We start from the raw sequence: 18,723 nt of genomic DNA, 5'->3' as shown, positions 1-18,723 counted from the left end.
ATCACTCTGCGGGTACCCCGGATTTGATTGCCTCGATCAACTTTGGTCGCAGTTCTGCCGCCTTGATCACCTCGTCGACCGACCCGACCTCGCGGGCTCGTTCGATGCTGTGCACCCGGTCGAACTCGGTCGCCACCTCGCCCAGTTTCTCTGCCCGTACGACGGTTCGGACGTCCGCGAGCTCCGTCGCGAGGGCGGCCCGCTCCGCGCCGGAGGCCTCGCCGACCCGCTCGGCCAGCGCCGCCACCCGCGGGTCCGCGGCCGTCCGCGCGTCCACCTCGCCGGCGAAAACGACCGCCGCGGCCGGCGCGCCGCCGAGCACCGAGGCGAACGATCCCTCCACCGCGAGCACGGTCATCGACGGGTTCAGCGACTTCGAGAACACCACGAACGCGCCGCCGTGGTAGCGGGAGACGACGCAGAACACGATCGGCCCGGAGAAGTTCACCATCGCGCGGCCGATCTCGGCGCCGTACTCGAGCTGCAGGTTCCGCATCGAGTCCGGCGAGCCGTCGAAGCCGGACAGGTTCGCCAGGACGACGAGCGGCCGGTTCCCGCTCGCGGAGTTGATCGCCCGCGCGACCTTCTTCGACGACCGCGGGAACAGCGTGCCCGCGGTGTACGTGTCCGGGCCGTCGGTGGGCGGGAAGCCGCGGCGCGGCACCGACCGGGACTCGATCCCGACCAGGCAGACCGGGAACCCGCCGAGCCGCGCGTCCACCACGACCGCGGTGTCGGCGTCGGCCATCCCGGCCCAGCGCTCCAGCACCGGGTGGTCCTGGTCGGTGAGGGCCCGCATCAGCGTGCGGATGTCGAACGCCTTCTTCCGGTCCGGGTTGGTGGCCGCGGAGAAGATCTCGCCGACCGTCTTGAAGTCGCTCCCGGCCACGTCGTGCGGGTACGGCGTGACGTCGCGGTCCAGCGGGTCCGAGGTCGGCGCCCGGCGCGGCCCGCGCTCGCCGGGGACGACGTACGTGTGGTCGTAGTACGTCATCAGCACGTCCCGGGCGCCCTTGAGGTCGGGGGCCCAGTACTGCGCCTGACCGTTCGGGCCCATCACCCGGTCGTACCCGCCGATGCCGAAGTTGTCCTCGGCGGACACGCTGCCGGAGAAGTCGAGCGTCTGCTTGCCGGTCAGCACCATCGCGCTGTCGGGCGTCATCACCAGGATGCCCTTGGTGTGCATCAGCATCGTGGCCTCGGCGTTCCAGTACGGCTGCGCGCCGACGTTGATGCCCGCGACCACGACGTTGATCTCGCCGCCGGCCTGGGTGAACTCGACGATCCGCTTCAGCGCCTTCGCGACCCAGTCCATGTTCTCGGTGCCGGAGTCCATCGAGATCCGCGCACCGGCCGACAGCGAGTACCACTCGACCGGGATCCGGAGCCGCTCGGCCAGGTCCAGCGCGGCGATGATCCGCGCGCACTCGGCCTCGGCGACCGCGCCGAGCGCCTTGGTCGGGTCACCGCTCATCGCGACCCGGGTGACGCCCTCGGGGTACCGCTCGGTCGGCGTCGTGACGATACCGACGATCAGGCCGGCCTTGTTCAGGCCCTTCGGCCGCTCCACCGGGACCAGGTTGCCGGCGTCGTCCAGGTCGTGCTCGACGAACGACCCGCCCTGGCCGGCGACCATGCCGCTGACCTCGTACGGGTAGATCGTGTTCCGCCGGCGGGACCGCTGCACCTTCTGCGCGTAGTCGTCGAGCGGCAGCAACCGCCCGGTCGGCGGCTGCTCGATCGACGTCACCACACCGGCGCCGTGCTGGTAGTAGAACCGGGCGGCGACCGGGTTGACCGAGCCGTCCGGCCCGGCCACGTCGCCCTGCACCAGGACCTCCTCGATCCCGGCGCCCGCGGTCATCGGGGCGATGTTGCGCTGCAGCGCGGTCACCTCGTCGATCTGGACGTCGACCACCGGCCAGATCTGCACCCAGACGTGGTTCATGTCCAGCTTGGCACCGGCCGCGCCGCGGGCGGTCCGGGCCCGGCGGATCGCCTCCAGGCAGTTCGCGATTGCGCGCTCGGCGTGCGGCAGCGAGGTGACCTGGCCCTCCTCGTCGCGGGCGACCGCGAACTGGCGGACCTGGGCCAGCGCGACCAGCCGCCGGTCGGCCTCGTTGTCGCGGGCGACGCAGTAGTACAGCAGTACGTCCTCCGGCGCCTCCAGGCGGGTGATCCGGAAGTCGCGCAGCCGCCACAGGTTCAGCCGCCGGCCGACCATCGGGTGGACGCCGCGGACGTTGTCGTCCTCGGCCATCGAGCCGCCGGCCGGGCGGTAGGTGAAGTACGAGACCGGCCGGCCCTGGCCCGGGGCGACCGCGACCGAGATCCGCCGTACCCGCTGGGCGATCGGCAGGTCGGCGACCATCCGCCGGTACAGGTCGGCGGCGTCCTGCTGGGACTCCGGGAGGTCCGGGCCGTACAGGTACAGCTCGACGACGGCCTCGTGTCCCGCCGTCCGGGCGTCGATCCGGTCGGTCAGCGCCCGCGACAGCGCGCTGCCCTGGTCGGCCAGCTCGGCGACCGTGCCGACGGTCGTGACCAGGTGGCTCGGCTTGTTGTCGATCGAGTAGTCGGCGGTCGCGAACGGGCGCCCGTCGACCGCGAACGCGCGCAGGTCGTGCAGCTCGTACTCGCGGTAGTGCCGGCGGATCAGCACCTCGAGCATCGGCTCCTGCTCGCCCCAGCCGTGCTCCAGCCGCTGCGCGAGGAACCGGACGATCGGCTCCGGGATGGCGGCCAGCGCGTCGATCCGCTGCTGCCGGTCCGGCGCGTCCAGGCGGGTGGCCAGGTCGGCGACCTCGTCGCTGACGCCCGCGATGATCGACGCCCGCTCGGCGTCCACCTGCGGCTGGTCGAACCACCGGAACCGCACACTCCGGGCCAGGTCGCCGACCACCGGGAACCGCAGCTGCGTGGCCAGCACGAGCCGGTCCAGCAGGTCGTGCACGCACTCGTCCAGCGGCGCGGCCGGCAGCGGCTCGGCGATCCACCGCTGCAGCACGGACGTCACCAGCAGTACGTCGGGGGTCGACCGCAGCTGCGCCAGGAAGATCCGGAAGACCGCTTCCTCGAGCTCCGGGCTGCGCTCCAGAGCGGTCACACCGTAGTGACCGAGCACCCGGCTCAACCGCGCCTGGAACTCGGCCGGCAGCCCGCCCCGATCCGGGTCGAGGCTCTGCAGGTACGTGTGGAAGTACTCCCGCGGGCTGTGTACCCGGTTCTCGATCGTGGTGTCGGCGCCGGCCGGCCGGTTCCGGCTCAGCTCGGCGAAGTCCGCGAACACCGCCAGCAGCTCGATCTCCCCCGCCACCGGCGACTCGTCCAGCTCGGCCCGCGCGGCGAGGTAGTCGGCCAGCATGCCGCCCTCGTCCTGCGGGTCGATGTCGAACCCGAGCAGCATGCTCCGCAGGTCGTCCAGCCCGCGCTCCGCCCGCTCGGCCGCGGACTTCTCCCCGGTCCCGTTCGGCAGATCGAGCTGTACGCCGTTGTGCACCGGCGCTACCCCAGAATCGGACACAGCCTCGGCGGCGGACTCGTCCGCGACCGGCTCCAGCCGGAGCAGCGGCGCGCCCGTCTCCACCTGGCTGCCGGTCGAGACCTGCAACTCCTTCACGGTGGCCTTGAACGGCGCGTACAGCACCGTCTCCATCTTCATCGACTCGAGCACCAGCACCGGCGCACCGGCCTCGACCTCGGCCCCGGCCTGCACCGGCGTCGCGACCACCAGCGCCGGCGCGGGTGACCGCAGTACCCCGCCCTCGTCGCGACTGACGCGGTGCGTGACGCCGTCGACCTCGACCAGGTGCACCGGGCCGTGGGTCGCGGTCACCAGCCGGAACCGCTGCCCGCCGACGACCAGGCGGCTCGTGTACTCGTCGAGCCGCTCCAGCTCGGCGTCCACGATCTTCAGCTCGCCGTTCCCGACGCCGACCCGGAACCGCTCGGGCCCGATCCGCGCCACCGTCACCTGGTAGCTCGCGCCGCGCAGCTTCAGGTCGATCGCGCGGCCGACCTCGTGCTGCACCTGCGGGCGGCCGCCGTGCGCGGTCTCGTAGAGCCGGGTGCGCTCGACCTGCTCGGCGTCCTCGTACCCCTCGATCGCGGCCGCGACCAGCGCGATCCCGGAGTGCCGGTGCGAGATCAGCCGGCCCTCGCCGCGGACCCGGTCGATCCAGCCGGTGTCGGCGCTGCCGTCGATCACCTCGGGCTGGTCGAGCAGCTCGAGGATGAAGCTCTTGTTGGTCGCGCCGCCCTCGATCAGGACCGTCGTCGCCTGCATCGCGCGTCGCAGCCGGGCCAGCGCCTCCTCGCGGGTGCGCCCGTACCCGATGATCTTCGCGATCATCGAGTCGAAGTCGGCCGGGATGCTGTCGCCGGCGCTCACGCCGGTGTCGACGCGGATGCCGGGACCGGCCGGCAGGTCGAGTACGACGATCTTGCCGGGCGACGGGGCGAAGTCGCGGTCCGGGTCCTCGGCGTTCAGCCGGGCCTCGACCGCGTGCCCGCTCTCCACCGGCTTCGGGCCCTCCAGCCGGCCGCCGGACGCGACGTGCAGCTGGGCCTTCACCAGGTCGAACCCGGTGGTCAGCTCGGTGATCGGGTGCTCGACCTGCAGCCGGGTGTTCACCTCGAGGAACGCGAACGACTTCTCGCCCGGGTGGTACAGGAACTCGACCGTCGCCGCGCCGCGGTACCCGACCGCGATCGCGAGCCGCTCGGCCGAGGCCTTCAGGTCCTCCACCTGGGACGCGGCCAGCAACGGCGACGCCGACTCCTCGATCACCTTCTGGTTGCGGCGCTGCACCGAGCAGTCCCGGACGCCGAGCGCCCACGCCGTACCCTCGCCGTCGGCGATCACCTGGACCTCGACGTGCCGGGCGCCGGTGACCAGGCGCTCCAGGAACACGATGCCGCTGCCGAACGCGCGGGCCGCCTCCTCGCTGGTCCGGGCGTACGCGTCGGAGAGCTCGTCGGCGGAGCGGACCACCCGGATGCCGCGGCCACCGCCGCCGGCCGTTGCCTTGAGCATCAACGGGTAGCCGATCCGGTCGGCCGCTTCGAGCGCGGCGTCCAGCGACTCGACCGCGCCGCGGCTCCACGGCGCGACCGGTACGCCGACCTCCTCGGCGATCAGCTTCGAGCCGATCTTGTCGCCGAGCTTGCGCATCGCCTCGGCCGACGGGCCGATGAACGTGACACCGATCCGGTCGCACAGCTCCGCGAACGCCGGGTCCTCGGCGACGAAGCCCCAGCCGACCCAGGCCGCGTCCGCCCCAGTCTCCACCAGCGCACGCTCCAGCACCGCCAGATCCAGGTACGGCCGGGCAGCCGCCGGGCCGAGCGGGTACGCGATGTCGGCGGACCGGACGAACGTAGCCGTGCGCTCGCCGTCGGTGAACAAGGCCACGGTCTCGATCGGGTCACCGCCCTCGGCGTTGACTTCCCGGACCGCGTTGATCAGCCGCATCGCGGCTTCTCCCCGGTTCACTATTGCGATACGCTTGAACATAGACCGCCTCCGTGTCTCACCCTGCGTCCGCCAACGGGATCGCCGTTGCGCGCACAGGCTTTCAGGCTTGGCCTGTTACCGTCGAGTCGGCCCCCTTCTGAGGCGTGTTCTCAGCTCTGCTAAAGCATGACCCCAGTGTGCGGAAAACTGCCGCGCAGGAGGGGAAATCACATGACTGACGAACTGATCGCCCGGCTACGCAACGAAGTCGCCGGACCTGTACTGACACCCGCCGACGAGGGGTACGCCGAGGAGCTGTCCGGCTTCAACCTCGCGGTCACGCACACCCCGGACGTCGTGGTCGGGCTGACGTCCGAGGACGACGCGGTCGCCGTCGTACGGGCCGCCGCCGAGACCGGTACGCCGGTCCGCGTGCTGGCCACCGGCCACGGCATCCCGAACCCGATGCGGGACGGGATCGTCGTCACCACCACCCGGATGACCGGCGTCACCGTCGACGCCGAGACGCAGACCGCGCACATCAACGCCGGCACCCGCTGGGACGAGGTGATCGCGGCCGCGGCACCGCACGGGCTCGCACCGATCACCGGCGGGTCCGACGCGGTCGGCTGCATCGGCTACACCCTCGGCGGCGGCCTCGGTCCGCTGGCCCGCACGTACGGCTTCTCGTCCGACTGGGCGCGCGGCTTCCGCGTCGTGACCGCGACCGGCGCGGTGACCGCCAGTACGACCGAGAACGAGGAACTGTTCTGGGCGTTGCGCGGCGGCAAGGGCGGATTCGGGATCGTCACCGCGATGGACTTCGCGCTGGTCGAGCTGAGCACGCTGTACGGCGGGTCGGTGTTCTTCGACGCCGAGCACATCGCGCCGGTGTTCGGCACCTGGGCGGAGTGGACCAAGACGCTCCCCGAGGAGGCGAACTCGTCGGTCGTCGTGCTGCGCCTGCCGCCGCTCGAGTTCATCCCGGCACCGCTGCGCGGCAAGACCGTGCTGAACGTCCGGTTCGCGTACGTCGGTGACGCCGCCGAGGGCAAGCGCCTGTTCCAGCCGATCCGGGACGCCGGTACGACGCTGATCGACGGGGTCGGCGAGATGTCCGCCGCCGCCATCGCGACGATCCACAACGACCCGAGGGACCCGACGCCGTCCTGGGACCGCGGGCTGATGCTCGACGAGCTGGACGCGGACTTCGTCGCGGCGTTCCTGGACGTGGCCGGCCCGGACCAGCAGCTGCCGCTGATCGCGGTCGAGGTCCGGCACCTCGGCGGCGCGACCGAGCGCGACGTACCGGAAGGCTCCGCGGTCGGCGGGCGCGGCGGGGCCTGCACGCTGACGCTGATCGGCGTACCGGACCCGAACCTGTTCGAAAAGGTGCTGCCGGCAACGGTCGACGGGATCCTGGACAAGCTGGCGCCATGGGTGTGCGCGGAGACCACGGTGAACTTCGCCGGCGGGTTCGCGCTGCCCGGGTCGTACCAGGCGTCCTGGCCGGCGGACACGTTCGCCCGGCTGGCCGCGGTCCGGTCGGCGTACGACCCGGACGGGCTGTTTCCGTACGGGCCTACTCCGCGGCGTTGACGACCATCAGCCACTCCGCGCTGACCACCCGGTAGCCGAGCTTGTAGAGCCCGCGCAGGATGCCGGGCACGTGCGCGGCGCCGTACACGACCGCCACCTCGATGTCCTCGCCGGCGCGCTCGCGGACGACCTCCGCGAGCGCCTCGACGGCGCGGCCGTCGCGGCGGTCCAGGATCAGGTCGAGGAAGCGGTCCCACTGCTCGCCGCGCAACTCCTCCTCCCGGGTCGGGAGGTCGTCGACCTCGATGTTGCGCGACAGCAGCGCCCGGCGGCCGGCCAGGAAGTGCCCGATCGACACCACCGGGACCGCCGCCCAGGTCATCGCCTTGGTCTGCCAGGGCAGCTCCTGGAAGCCTTCCTGGAACTCCGCGCCGGTCAGGTCCGGCGTCACCAGCGGTACGCCGAGGTCGCCGTACGGGATGTCGTCCTCGACCAGCCCCGAATCGTCCACGACCGGCATCACCCGGTAGGTCATCGTCAGGCCCTCGACGGCGGTCGACTCGCCCGTGATGCCTTCCACCACGAGCAGGTCGGACGCCCGCAGCCGGGTCTCGACCTCGCGGTAGAACCGCGGCTCCGCGACGTGCAGCATCGGGTACACCACGATCTCCGGTCCCCCGGCCCGCCTGGTCAGCCGCAGTACGGCGGACCGTGTCCCCACGATGCTGTTCTCGATGATCTGCATCGCCCCCACCCCCTGCTGACAGTGTCAGCTCCCCCGGGGTCAGTCGGAGCGGGTGCGCTTCAGCTCGGCTTCCTGGCGGCGGACCTCGGCCTGGGTGGCGCGTTCGCGGTCGAGCCAGTCGGGGTTCTCGGTGCGGATCGCGTCGATCTCGTCGGTGGTCAGCGCCTCGGTGACGCCGGCGCGCGCCAGCCCACTGATCGAGACGCCGAGCCGGGCCGCGACCACCGACCGCGGATGCGGCCCGTTCTTCCGCAGCTCACGCAGCCACTCCGGCGGGTCGGTCTGCAGCGCGTTCAGCTCCTCGCGCGACACGACGCCGTCCTGGAACTCGGCCGGTGTGGCCGGCAGATACACGTCCAGCTTCTTCGCCGCCGTCGCCGGTTTCATCGTCTGAGTCTTACGCGCCGTCATGGCAGCAGCGTAACGCCCGGTAATCTCGGGTCCGTGACCGGATTCCGGCTGGGCTACGTCCCCGGCGTGACGCCCGCCAAATGGTCCCGGATGTGGACGGAGCGACTCCCCCGGATCCCCCTCGAGCTCGTCCAGGTCGCCGCCGCCGAGGCCCCCGACTTGGTCCGCCGCGCCGAACTCGACGCCGTACTCCTCCGGCTCCCGATCGACCGCACCGGCCTGCACGCGATCCCGCTGTACGTCGAGCAGACCGTGGTCGTCGTACCGAAGGACCACGTCGTCACGGCCGCCGAGGAGATCACCGTCGACGACCTCGCCGACGAGCTGATACTGCACCCGCTGGACGACGTCCTCGACTGGCCGCACCCGCCCGGCCGGCTGATCGCGGACCGCCCGGCGCGGACCGCCGACGCGGTCGAGCTGGTTGCCATGGGCACCGGTCTGCTGGTGGTCCCGCAGTCACTGGCCCGGCTGCACCACCGCAAGGACCTGACCTACCGCCCGCTGACCGGCGTACCCGAGTCGCAGGTCGCCCTCAGCTGGCCCGAGGCGGAGACCGGCGAGCTCGTCGAGCACCTGATCGGGATCGTTCGCGGGCGCACCGTGAACAGCTCCCGCGGACCGGCCCTCCCCAAGCCCAAGGCCAAGCCCAGGCCTCGACCCGCTCCGCAGCAAAAGCCGAGACGCCGGCGCTAGAAATAAGTTGAGTCTTCAACTACCATGGTGGACATGGCGATCTTCCGGTTGAACCACGCGGTGTTGTACGTACGTGACGTCGAGGCGAGCGTCGCGTTCTACCGAGACGTGCTCGGCTTCGGGTACACCGAGACCGGCGACGCGATCCCCGGCGCGGCGTTCCTGCGCGCTCCCGGGTCGGCCAACGACCACGATCTCGGCCTGTTCCAGATCGGCTCCCAGGCGGGCCCGTCGGGCGCCGGGCGGACGACCGTCGGGCTCTACCACCTGGCGTGGGAGGTCGACACCCTCGGCGATCTCGAGTCCCTGGCCGGTGCGCTGAGCGCGGCCGGCGCGCTGGTCGGCGCGTCCGACCACGGCACCACCAAGTCCCTGTACGGCAAGGACCCCGACGGCCTCGAGTTCGAGATCGTCTGGATCATCCCCGCCGACCTCCTCACCGACGACGACAAGAACAAGACGGGCATCGCCCGCCTCGACCTCGCCGCCGAACTGGCGAAGTACGGCCCCGACGCCCGCAGCGGCGTAGGCATCTCCCGGATCGGCTAGCCCACAATCCCTTCGGCCGTACGGAGCGCGGTTGCCAGGACGGTGAGGACCGGGTTCACGCCGCCGTTGGTGACGTGGACCGAGGCGTCGGTGATCCAGACGTTGTCGTGGCCCCAGACGCGGCCGTGCGGGTCGGTGACCGAGCGGGCCGGGTCGTCGCCCATTCGGCACGTCCCGGCCTGGTGCTGGCCGGTGCTCGGGCGACCGAGGCTCCCGAGTTCACCCACCGACGTACGCGCCGCGCCGGCCTCCTCCAGCCACGCCCGCGCCTTCGCGCTCATGAAGCGGTGTGCGCGGGCATCCTCGGGGTGGATCGACCCGCTCGTCACCACCACGGGGTTCCCGTAGCGGTCGACGACGGACGGGTCGACGCGCACCCGCGACTCCGCCGACGTCACCTCCTGGATCGGCCCCACCACCCGCAGCATCCGCCGTACCGCGTGCCGCATCCCGGCCACGCTCTCCGCCCCGGCCGCCGGAATCATCCCGGCCGCGGTCAGATAGTCGTACGTCGCAGCGGGCGTCGGCACGAACTCGTTGGCAAGCATCCCGCCCCCGACGATCCCGTCGTTCCCATGGCGGAAGTCACACGTCGCGATCGACACCCCGGGCCCGACGAGATCAACCACCTCGTCCTCGAACAGCCCCACCGCGCCCGCGTACACGTGCGCCTGCAAATGCCGCCCGACCTGATCCTGGTTGTTCCCGATCCCAGCCGGCTCGCCCTCATGCGCACTGTTCAGCAACAACCGCGGCGTCTCCGAAGCACCGGCCGCAACCACCACCTCCGCGCATGACACGGTCCGCCGCCCGTCACCACTCACCAGCGCGACCCCCACGACGCGCCCACCCGAGTCGGTGACCAGCCGCTCAGCGGTAACCCCGGTGACAAGCGCGCAGTTTCCAGTCGCCAGCGCAGCAGGCAGCGCGGTGTTGTGCGTCCCGCCCTTCGCCTCGACCGGACAGGCAAACCCGACACACTGCCCGCACCGCACACACCCCGAACGCCCTTGATAATCGACTGAATTGATCAACAGCGGTACGTCGAGCGTCCCCCACCCCAACCGGTCCGCGGCCCCGGCCAGCAGTTCCCCCGCCACAGTCCGCGGCATCGCCGGCATCGGCAGCGGAATCGACCGCACCCCATGCCACGGATCCGTACCGCCGCCGCTCACCCCGAACCGCTGCTCCGCCAACGAGTAGTACGGCTCCAGCTCGTCGTACGAGATCGGCCAGTCCGCCAGCGCACTCCCCTCCGGTACGCCGTACGTGGTCGCCATCCGGAAGTCCCGCGGCACGAACCGCCACGCCTGCGCGCCGTACACCCGGGTCCCGCCGCCGACCGTGAACGCGTTGTTCCCCCACGCGCCGTCCGCCGGCAACACCTGCTGGCGTACGCCGTCCACGACCGCGACCCGCGGCCGGCCCGCGGGATCCGGATCGGTCGGCGCCGGCAACCCGAGCGTCGCCCGTGGGTTCCGCAGGTGATCGCGCGCGAGCGCCTCCGTCGACGGGTAGTCGCCCAGCTCGACAACCAGCACCGACCGCCCCGACTCCGCCAGCACCTGAGCCGCCACGCCGCCACCGGCGCCCGACCCGATCACCACACAGTCGTACCGCTCCGCGATCGCCTCCCACGGCGTGACGGCCAACGAGGTCCGCACCGCGGCGAACTCCCCCGTCCGCCACCCCACGCGCTCCCAAGCGGCCGGCTGCGAGTAGTACCCCTGCGCAACCAACCGCGTCAGCCAGGCACGATCCTCACCACCCAACGCCCGCTCGACCCGCCCCTGCCAGTCCGGCCGGTCCTCGGTCAGCACCCGCTCGACAAACCCGACCGCGGCCTGCTGCCATCCCTCCCCCGGAACCACCGACTCCGCCAACCGCTCGAGCTCACGCCGCTGCTGCTCAGACAGGTGCACCCCGAAATCCTTGCACGCACTACCGTTTGGCGCATGGGTGAACTTTTCGGCCTGTCGGGTCAGGTGGCCGTGGTGACCGGGTCGAGTCGTGGGATCGGGCTGGCGATCGCGCGGGTGCTGCTCGGGCAAGGCGCGTCCGTGGTCGTGAACGGGTACGCGGCCGACGAGACCGCGGGCGCCTCGGACGAGCTGTCCCAGGCGTTCCCCGGGCGGGTGGTGGCGCTCGCCGGAGACGTCGGCGAGGCGGAGATCGGGCAGCGGCTGGTGGAGGCCGCGGTGGACGCGTTCGGCGGGCTGGACCATCTGGTCTGCAACGCGGGGATCGACATCATCAAACCGGCCGTCGAGTACACGCCGGACGAGTGGGACCGGATCCTGGCCGTGAACCTGCGCGGCGCGTTCCTCCCGGCGCAGGCGGCCGCGCGGCACTGGATCGCGCACCGGCGCGGCGGGTCGGTCACGATGACGTCCTCGATCGCCGGGCAGGTCGGCATCCCGGCACTGGCGCCGTACGCCGCCAGCAAAGGCGGGATCAACCAGCTGGTGCGGACGCTCGCGGCCGAGTGGGCGGAGCACGGGATCAGGGTGAACGCGGTCGCCCCCGGGTACGTCGCGAACATCATGGACAGCGTCACCGCGCACGACGACCCCGCGTCGGACCGGCGGATCGCGACGTTCACACCGCTCGGCCGACGGGCCACGGTCGACGAGATCGCGGCGCCGTACGCGTTCCTCGCCTCGCCCGCGGCGGCGTACGTGACGGGTGCCGTCGTACCGGTCGACGGCGGGTACACGGCCACCTGACGGTTTGTACTTGCCGGTCCATTTTTGCCGAGCAACGCTGTGGTCATGGCACTTGACGACTACTACCTGCTCGGGCGGTCCGGACTGCGCGTCAGCCGGCTGGCCCTGGGCACGATGAACTTCGGCCAGGACGGTTTCCACGCGCCGTACGGCAAGACCGAGGACGAGGCGCGGGCCATCTTCCGCGCCTACATAGATGCCGGTGGCAACTTCATCGACACCGCGGACTTCTACACCGCGGGCGAGAGCGAACGGATCGTCGGCCGGCTGATCGCCGAGGCCGGCGTCCGGGAGCGGATGGTGCTCACCACCAAGGCGACCAACAGCGTCGACACCGGCGACCCGAACGCGGGCGGAAACAGCCGCAAGCACCTGATCCGCGCGCTCGACGACTCGCTGCGCCGGCTCGGCACCGACTACGTCGACCTGTTCCTGCTGCACACCTGGGACCGGATCACCCCGGTCGACGAGGTACTGCGGACCCTCGACGACCTTTCCCGGTCCGGCAAGATCCGGTACGCCGGGCTGTCCGACGTACCGTCCTGGTACGCCGCCCGCGCGCAGACGCTGGCCGACGCGCACGCGCTGACGCCGATGGTCAGCCTGCAGCTGCCGTACTCGCTGATCGAGCGCGGGGTCGAGACCGAGCACGTGCCGATGGCGCAGCAGCTCGGGCTCGGCGTGACCGCGTGGAGCCCGCTCGGCGGCGGCTTCCTGACCGGGAAGTACCAGCGGGACGAGTCGAAGCGGATGGCCGGCGAGGGCCGGTTGACCGGGGACGGCGCGGCCGGGCAAAGCTGGACCGATCGGCAGTGGGACCTGCTGCCGACGGTTCGGGACGTCGCGGACAAGCTCGGCGTGACGATGGCGCAGGTCGCGGTGAACTGGGCCGCCACCCAGCCGGGCGTCGCGTCCGCGATCGTCGGCGCGAGCAACCCGGCGCAGCTCGAATCGAGCATCGCGGCGCTCGGGTTCGAACTCCCGGCCGAGCTGCGGACCCGGCTCGACGACGCGAGCGCCGTACCGCCGTCGTCGGTCTACCGGATGTTCACGCCGGAGTACCAGGGCTGGATGGTCAGCACGGGCGCGAAGGTCGCGGACAAGCCGGCCGGATACCACCCACCGGTGGTCAACTGGCGCTGAGGTAGTCCAGGCACAGGTCGAGCGCGTACTCCAGGTGCGTCGCGGAACCGGACGCCATCAGGATCGCGACACCGCCCTGGATCGCCGCGATCAGCGCGGCCGAGGCACGGGCGGGATCCACGTCGGCACGGATCTCGCCCGCCGCCTGCATCTGCTCGATCCCCTGCCGCAGCCGCCGCTCCCACTGGGCGAGCAGCTGCCCGGTCACCGCCTGTGCGGCCGGGGTGTGGCGGCCGATCTCGGTGATCAGTACGCCGAGCGGGCAGTTCACGCCCTGCCGCCGGTACTTCTCCACGACGGCGTCCCGCCAGTCGCGCCAGGCGTCCCAGCTGGTCAGCTGCCCGAGGTGCGGCTCCTGGTCCTCGAGCACCTGCTCCGCCTCGCGCTCGGCGACCGCGAGCAGCAACTGCTCCTTCCCGTCCGGGAAGTAGTGGAACAGCTGGCTCTTCCCGGTCCGGCTGCGCCGGCCGACGTCGTCCAGCTTCACCGCGTTGATCCCCCGCTCACGGATCTCGGCCGCGGCAGCCGCCACGATCCGGTCCCGCGTCGCCGCACCCTTCGCCGTCAGCACACCTCGAATGTACCCCTCAGTCCAGCACCGGATGGGGCCGGTACGGCGCTTCCAGCCGGGCCCGCTCCGCCGCCGACAGCACCAGGCCGGCCGCGGCCACGCCGTCGTCGACGTGCCGCGTCTTGGTGGCACCGAGGATCGGCGCGGTCACCCCGGCCGACCCCATCAGCCAGGCCAACGCGATCTGCGCCGGCGGTACGTCGCGCTCGGCGGCCAGGGCATGTACGGCGTCCACCACGTCGCGGTCGTTCGCGCCGTACAGGTCGTCGGCGACCGGGTCGCTGCCGGCTCTCGCCGTACTGCCGGTCCGGGCCAGCAGACCGCGGGCGAGCGGGCTGTACGGGATCACGCCGACGCCCTGGTCGACGCAGAGCGGGATCATCTCGCGCTCCTCCTCGCGGTACACGAGGTTGTAGTGGTTCTGCATCGCGACGAACGGGATCGGCGCGACGCGTTGGGCCTTCGCGAACTGCCAGGAGGCCATGCTCGACGCACCGAGGTACCGCGCCTTTCCGGCCCGGACGACGTCGGCGAGCGCGTCCATGGTCTCCTCGATCGGGGTCTCGTCGTCCCAGCGGTGGATCTGGTACAGGTCGACGTACTCGGTGCCGAGCCGTTTCAGGGACGCGTCGATCGCGTCCAGGATGTGCTTGCGGGACAGGCCGCGGTCGTTCGGGCCGGGGCCGGTCGGGTAGTACACCTTGGTGGCGAGCACGTAGTCCTCACGGCGGGCGAAGAGCTTCCGCAGCAGCCGGCCGGTCAGTTCCTCGCCGGTGCCCTTCGAGTACGCGTCCGCGGTGTCGAAGAACGTCACGCCGGCGTCGACGGCCCGCCGTACGATCGGCTCGGCCGCCTCCTCGCCGAGGTGCCACTCGCGGGCGCCGCCGGTGCCGAAGCTCATCATCCCCAGGCAGATCCGCGACACCCTGAGGCCGGTGCCGCCCAGCCGGACCTGGTCCATCAGCGGTCCGTGTTCAGCTCGGCGAGCTTGCCGAAGACCTGCTTCGGCGTCCAGTTCCCGTCGTCGTCGACGGCCACCAGGCCGTACGCCGCCAGATCCAGATCGTGCCGCGGATCGCCGGGGCGGTGCGGCAGCTCGAAGCCGGCGAAGCTGAACCAGAACGCGGCGGCGAGGTTGATCCGTTCGAACTCCTCGACGAGGTCCATCAGGTACTCCACTTGTTCCTCCTCCCGTCGCTCGTACGGGCCGTCGAGCGTGGGCGGGTCGGACTTCGCGTCCACGATCGCCCAGCCGAGGCCGCCACGGTCGGCGGCACCGCGGTACGTGCAGCAGCCGAACTCGGTCGCCACCACCGGCTTGCCCCACTTGTGCCGCGAGGCCAGTTCGTCGGTGAAGGTCGCGGCGTTCTGCGCGTCCCGGTAGGCGTCGACGGCGACGATGTCGAACAGGTCCCAGTTCACGTCCTCCCACAGGCCGGCGGCGTACGTGATCCGGCCGCCGAAGACCTTCCGGGCCGCGGCCGCCAGGTCGGCCTGGACGGTGGTCCAACGGGTCAGTCCGGCCTGGAACCCGGCGACCTTCACCGGGTCGGTCCAGGTCGCCGGATCCGACATCAGCGCGATCCGCTCCTGCGAGGTCTCCCCCGGTACGAACCCCTTGCAGAACAGCGTGAGCTCGCAGCCGAGGACCATCACGACCTCGCCGTTCTGCCGCAGGACCTCCGCGCGGGCGGCGCAGTCGGCCAGGTACGGGACGAACTCGGTCGGCTCCAGGTCGACCGGCATCGGCGAGAACCACACCTCCAGCCCGACGGCGAGTGCCGCCTCGGCGGCGGCCGTCAGCCGGTCCGGGTCGTCGCCGGAGATCCGGACCGCCGGAGCGTGCAGCTGCTCGGCGATCACGGACAGGTCGTTGCGTACCGCGTCGATGTCGAAGCGGCGGCGGGTGTTGCGGCCGCCGTACACGAAGCCCGTGTCGTAGTTCACCCCGATGGAAACCATGGTCGGCAGCCTACAACCGGTCGCCATACTCGGTACATCTTTTTATCCAGTATGGTTAGGCCGTGGAGCATCAGGGTCGCCGGGAGCGGAAGAAGGCCGAAGTCCGGGCGCGCATCTCGGACGTCGCCACCGGCCTGTTCCTGGAGCGCGGATTCGACGACGTCTCGGTCTCCGAAATCGCCGAGGCGGCCGACGTCGCACGGCCCACCGTCTTCGCCCACTTCGCCCGCAAAGAGGACCTCCTCTTCGACCGCTACCCGGAGGCCGAGGCACTGGTCGTTGCCGCAATCAACAACCGGCCGGAGGGTACGTCGGCGGTCGCGGCTCTGTCGGACCTGTTGATCGAACTGTCCGACCAGGGGCATCCGTTGTCGACGATCCGCGCACGCTTCCGACGCTTCTGGGAGGTGGTAGCAGAGTCACGCCCCCTCCAGGCCCGAGCCCGGGAACTCCTCCAACACCTCGAAGACGCGATCGCCGACGCAATGGCCCACACCGGCGTCGCCGATCCCCAACTAACCGCAGCCCTCACCGTGGCCGCCGTACGCACCGTCCACCTCGAGGCCATCCGCCGAATCCTGGCCACCGAAGACGAGACCGTAGTCGCAGCCGACTACCGCGCCCGCCTCATCACCACCCTCGCCTCAATCGCCCAACTCCACAGCTGAACGACCTGAGACCGAGAAGGAATGACAGGTGCTGTGAGGAAGGAGCTGACAGGTGCTGTCCGCTCGAAGAACTGACGGCCGCGGCGGCTGCGAGGGAGGTGCCAAGGTTGCGAGGGAGGAGCTAGCGCGTACTGCGGTTGCGATGGGAAGGGCTAACAGGTGCCTTCAGCGCTAGTCGTAGTCGTGTGAGATGACGGCGTCAACGCCACCCACACCCCCAGCTAACTGGAATCCACAGAATCCGTCTCCACAGCCGATGGGGTGGGTCCCAAATCTGTGGATAACTAATCTCCTTAAAAATAAGGGGTTCCCGGCTTTGAAAACTGTCGGAACCGCCAGCTACAGTCATCGGCATGGACATTCTCGGCGGACGGACAGTGGTTGCTATCAGCAACCATGAGGTGCTGCCTGCCCTGGATGAGGTCCGTGCCGAGATCGTCCGCCTGCGATCCGTCGAGTTGCAACTCATCGCCCGCTGCGAGGCCGACGGCCTGCCCGAGGAAGTCGGCGCCCGCGACACCGTCGAACTCCTGACCCTGCGCCACCGCCGCGACCGCACGGAAGTCTGGCGCGACGTCCGCCTGGCCCGCGCCCTGCCCAAGTACCAGGCCGTGAACACCGCCCTCACCGACGGTGTCGTGTCGGCCGACGGCACGGTCCACCAGCTGCAGACCGGTCACGCGGCCGCGATCATCACCGAACTCGAACGCGTCCGCGACCGGGTCCCGGTCGAAACTCTCGACGTCACCGAGCAGCAACTGGTCGGGCTCGTCCCCACCCACACCCCGCAGGAGCTGCGGGCCGCGGCCAAGCACCTGTGCGACCGGATCGACGCCGACGGCCCCGAACCCGACGAACACAAGGCCTACGCCCGCGAGTCATTGACGTTGAGTACCGCGGAGAACGGGGTGAAGATCCGCGGCTACCTCGCCAACGAGAACGCCGAGCTGCTGCGCGCGATCGTGCATGCTGGTGCCCGCCCGCACAAGACCGTCGACGGCGAGCATGATCCCCGTCCGCGGGACAAGCGTCAGGCCGACGCCCTGACCGCCGCGTTGACGGTCGCGTCGAACGCGTGGGACACCGACACCGCGGGCCATGGCGCGAAGGCGAACATCACCGTGACGATCGACCTGGACGACCTGAGGTCGGCGACCGCGCACGCGACCGGCCAAACCGTCTACGGCGACGACCTGTCCGCCGCGACCATCCGGCGCCTGGCGTGCGATGCGAACGTCATCCCGCTGGTGCTCGGTTCGAACTCCGAACCGCTGGACGTCGGCCGCCGCGAACGCCTGGTCACCAGACACATCCGCCACGCCCTCATCGCCCGCGACCGCGGCTGTGTGGTGTGTGCGGCGCCGCCGGTGATGTGCGACGCCCACCACCTCACCTCCTGGCTCGACGGCGGACCCACAGCCCTCAACAACCTGACCCTCTTGCGCCGCCGCCACCACGTAGACCTCCACAACGGCCGCTGGCGCATCAACATCACCGACGGCGAAGTCCAGGTAGCCCGCCCCACCTGGGCGGACCCAACACCCGCGCAGCCCGGTTCCTGTTCCACCGCGGCCATCCCAATCTCCGTCCGGCCTGGCTCCCGCCCCACATCGGCTACCCCAATCCCCGTCCAGCCTGGCTCCCGCCCCACATCGGCTACCCCAACCCCCGGGCGGCCAGGCCCGCGCTCGGCTTGGGCGAGCTCAACCTCCGCAGAACCCACGACGGCTGAACCGACTCGCCCTGATCCCCCGCCGCCCGCCGAGCCACCGCCCAACACCCCTTCCGCACCCGCACCACCGGGTGCCGGATCAGCCTGCCCGGCCGACGCCGCCTCCAGCCCCAGACCGCCTGATCCGGGGAAGCCGACCGACGCCCCCTGGGACAACACAGCCGTGCCCGCCGCACGAACCAGCCGCTGGAAGGCCGACGAAGCAACCCTCACCGCCGCAGCCCGCTTCGCCGTGTGGGGCGAGCGCACCACGGAACCCGCCACCGGCTCACCGCCTTTCGCGACGATCTGACCCGCCGACCCATCCACCGCCGGTGGATGGGTCGGACACCCGCGGCTGCGCTGGCCACTGCAACCGCTGGTCAAGAGGGCAATGCCTCCGTGAGCACAGACCCACAAACGAGGCGGCAGCCTGCCTCGGACCGGTTGCACGGGTGCTTGTCAGCTCTTAAGCCACACGAGGCCCCCGCCCGCGACCCTGCCAGTCCGGGCAGGTGCTGCCACCCTTCAGGCCGACGGCAGGTGG

Annotated in this window: 14 protein-coding genes; 7 read left to right on the top strand and 7 right to left on the bottom strand. The window is 71.0% G+C overall.

Going from position 1 to position 18,723, the window contains the following annotated elements; all coding sequences use genetic code 11:
- Position 1 precedes the first annotated feature (1 nt).
- Positions 2-5,515 carry a carboxyl transferase domain-containing protein gene (locus tag ACQHIV_RS07090; protein WP_427892653.1) on the bottom strand — a complete coding sequence of 1,838 codons (5,514 nt, stop codon included), beginning with the start codon at positions 5,513-5,515 and terminating at the stop codon, positions 2-4.
- A 171-nt stretch (positions 5,516-5,686) separates the two neighbouring features.
- On the opposite strand from ACQHIV_RS07090, the gene ACQHIV_RS07085 reads away from it, so the two are divergent.
- Positions 5,687-7,054, top strand: coding sequence for an FAD-binding oxidoreductase (locus ACQHIV_RS07085; RefSeq protein ID WP_427892652.1), 1,368 nt, complete (start codon positions 5,687-5,689; stop codon positions 7,052-7,054).
- Here the strand turns inward: ACQHIV_RS07085 and ACQHIV_RS07080 are convergent.
- Entirely contained in the window at positions 7,038-7,739 is a 702-nt protein-coding gene (locus ACQHIV_RS07080; protein ID WP_427892651.1) for a hypothetical protein, read from the bottom strand. The genes ACQHIV_RS07085 and ACQHIV_RS07080 overlap by 17 nt on opposite strands.
- A 39-nt stretch (positions 7,740-7,778) precedes the next feature.
- Entirely contained in the window at positions 7,779-8,150 is a 372-nt protein-coding gene (locus tag ACQHIV_RS07075) for a DUF5997 family protein (RefSeq protein WP_427892650.1), read from the bottom strand.
- A gap of 33 nt (positions 8,151-8,183) precedes the next feature.
- Between ACQHIV_RS07075 and ACQHIV_RS07070 the strand changes: the two genes are divergently transcribed.
- Positions 8,184-8,846: a LysR substrate-binding domain-containing protein gene (locus ACQHIV_RS07070; RefSeq protein ID WP_427892649.1), complete on the top strand. Its 663-nt coding sequence runs from the start codon at positions 8,184-8,186 to the stop codon at positions 8,844-8,846.
- Between the two features lie 33 nt (positions 8,847-8,879).
- A complete protein-coding gene (locus ACQHIV_RS07065; RefSeq protein ID WP_427892648.1) occupies positions 8,880-9,395 on the top strand; it encodes a VOC family protein in 516 nt (171 codons plus the stop codon).
- On the opposite strand, the gene ACQHIV_RS07060 is transcribed toward ACQHIV_RS07065, so the two are convergent.
- Complete coding sequence (locus tag ACQHIV_RS07060; protein WP_427892647.1) at positions 9,392-11,317, bottom strand: GMC family oxidoreductase; 1,926 nt, start codon at positions 11,315-11,317, stop codon at positions 9,392-9,394. The genes ACQHIV_RS07065 and ACQHIV_RS07060 overlap by 4 nt on opposite strands.
- A gap of 33 nt (positions 11,318-11,350) precedes the next feature.
- Between ACQHIV_RS07060 and ACQHIV_RS07055 the strand changes: the two genes are divergently transcribed.
- Together ACQHIV_RS07055 and ACQHIV_RS07050 are read left to right on the top strand one after the other, a co-directional pair.
- On the top strand, positions 11,351-12,121 hold the full coding sequence (locus ACQHIV_RS07055) for an SDR family NAD(P)-dependent oxidoreductase (RefSeq protein ID WP_427892646.1): 771 nt from the start codon (positions 11,351-11,353) through the stop codon (positions 12,119-12,121).
- Positions 12,122-12,166: 45 nt separating this feature from the next.
- Positions 12,167-13,264, top strand: coding sequence for an aldo/keto reductase (locus ACQHIV_RS07050; protein ID WP_427892645.1), 1,098 nt, complete (start codon positions 12,167-12,169; stop codon positions 13,262-13,264).
- Here the strand turns inward: ACQHIV_RS07050 and ACQHIV_RS07045 are convergent.
- From ACQHIV_RS07045 to ACQHIV_RS07035, 3 genes are read right to left on the bottom strand one after another with little or no spacing between them, the layout of a single operon-like run.
- Positions 13,251-13,835 carry a TetR/AcrR family transcriptional regulator gene (locus ACQHIV_RS07045; RefSeq protein ID WP_427892644.1) on the bottom strand — a complete coding sequence of 195 codons (585 nt, stop codon included), beginning with the start codon at positions 13,833-13,835 and terminating at the stop codon, positions 13,251-13,253. The genes ACQHIV_RS07050 and ACQHIV_RS07045 overlap by 14 nt on opposite strands.
- A 16-nt stretch (positions 13,836-13,851) precedes the next feature.
- A complete protein-coding gene (locus ACQHIV_RS07040) occupies positions 13,852-14,796 on the bottom strand; it encodes an aldo/keto reductase (RefSeq protein ID WP_427892643.1) in 945 nt (314 codons plus the stop codon).
- Positions 14,796-15,797: a hypothetical protein gene (locus tag ACQHIV_RS07035; RefSeq protein WP_427892642.1), complete on the bottom strand. Its 1,002-nt coding sequence runs from the start codon at positions 15,795-15,797 to the stop codon at positions 14,796-14,798. Before ACQHIV_RS07035 ends, ACQHIV_RS07040 begins: the two co-directional genes overlap by 1 nt.
- 62 nt (positions 15,798-15,859) lie before the next feature.
- On the opposite strand from ACQHIV_RS07035, the gene ACQHIV_RS07030 reads away from it, so the two are divergent.
- A complete protein-coding gene (locus tag ACQHIV_RS07030) occupies positions 15,860-16,465 on the top strand; it encodes a TetR/AcrR family transcriptional regulator (RefSeq protein WP_427892641.1) in 606 nt (201 codons plus the stop codon).
- A 353-nt stretch (positions 16,466-16,818) separates the two neighbouring features.
- Positions 16,819-18,489, top strand: a complete 1,671-nt coding sequence (locus ACQHIV_RS07025) for a DUF222 domain-containing protein (RefSeq protein WP_427892640.1) — start codon at positions 16,819-16,821, stop codon at positions 18,487-18,489.
- The last annotated feature ends 234 nt before the right edge of the window (positions 18,490-18,723 follow it).

It is taken from the genome of Kribbella polygonati (genome assembly GCF_050320105.1).
GTDB lineage: Bacteria > Actinomycetota > Actinomycetes > Propionibacteriales > Kribbellaceae > Kribbella.
The sequence above is the reverse complement of the archived record's forward strand: the minus strand, read 5'-3'. Positions and strand labels throughout refer to the sequence as shown.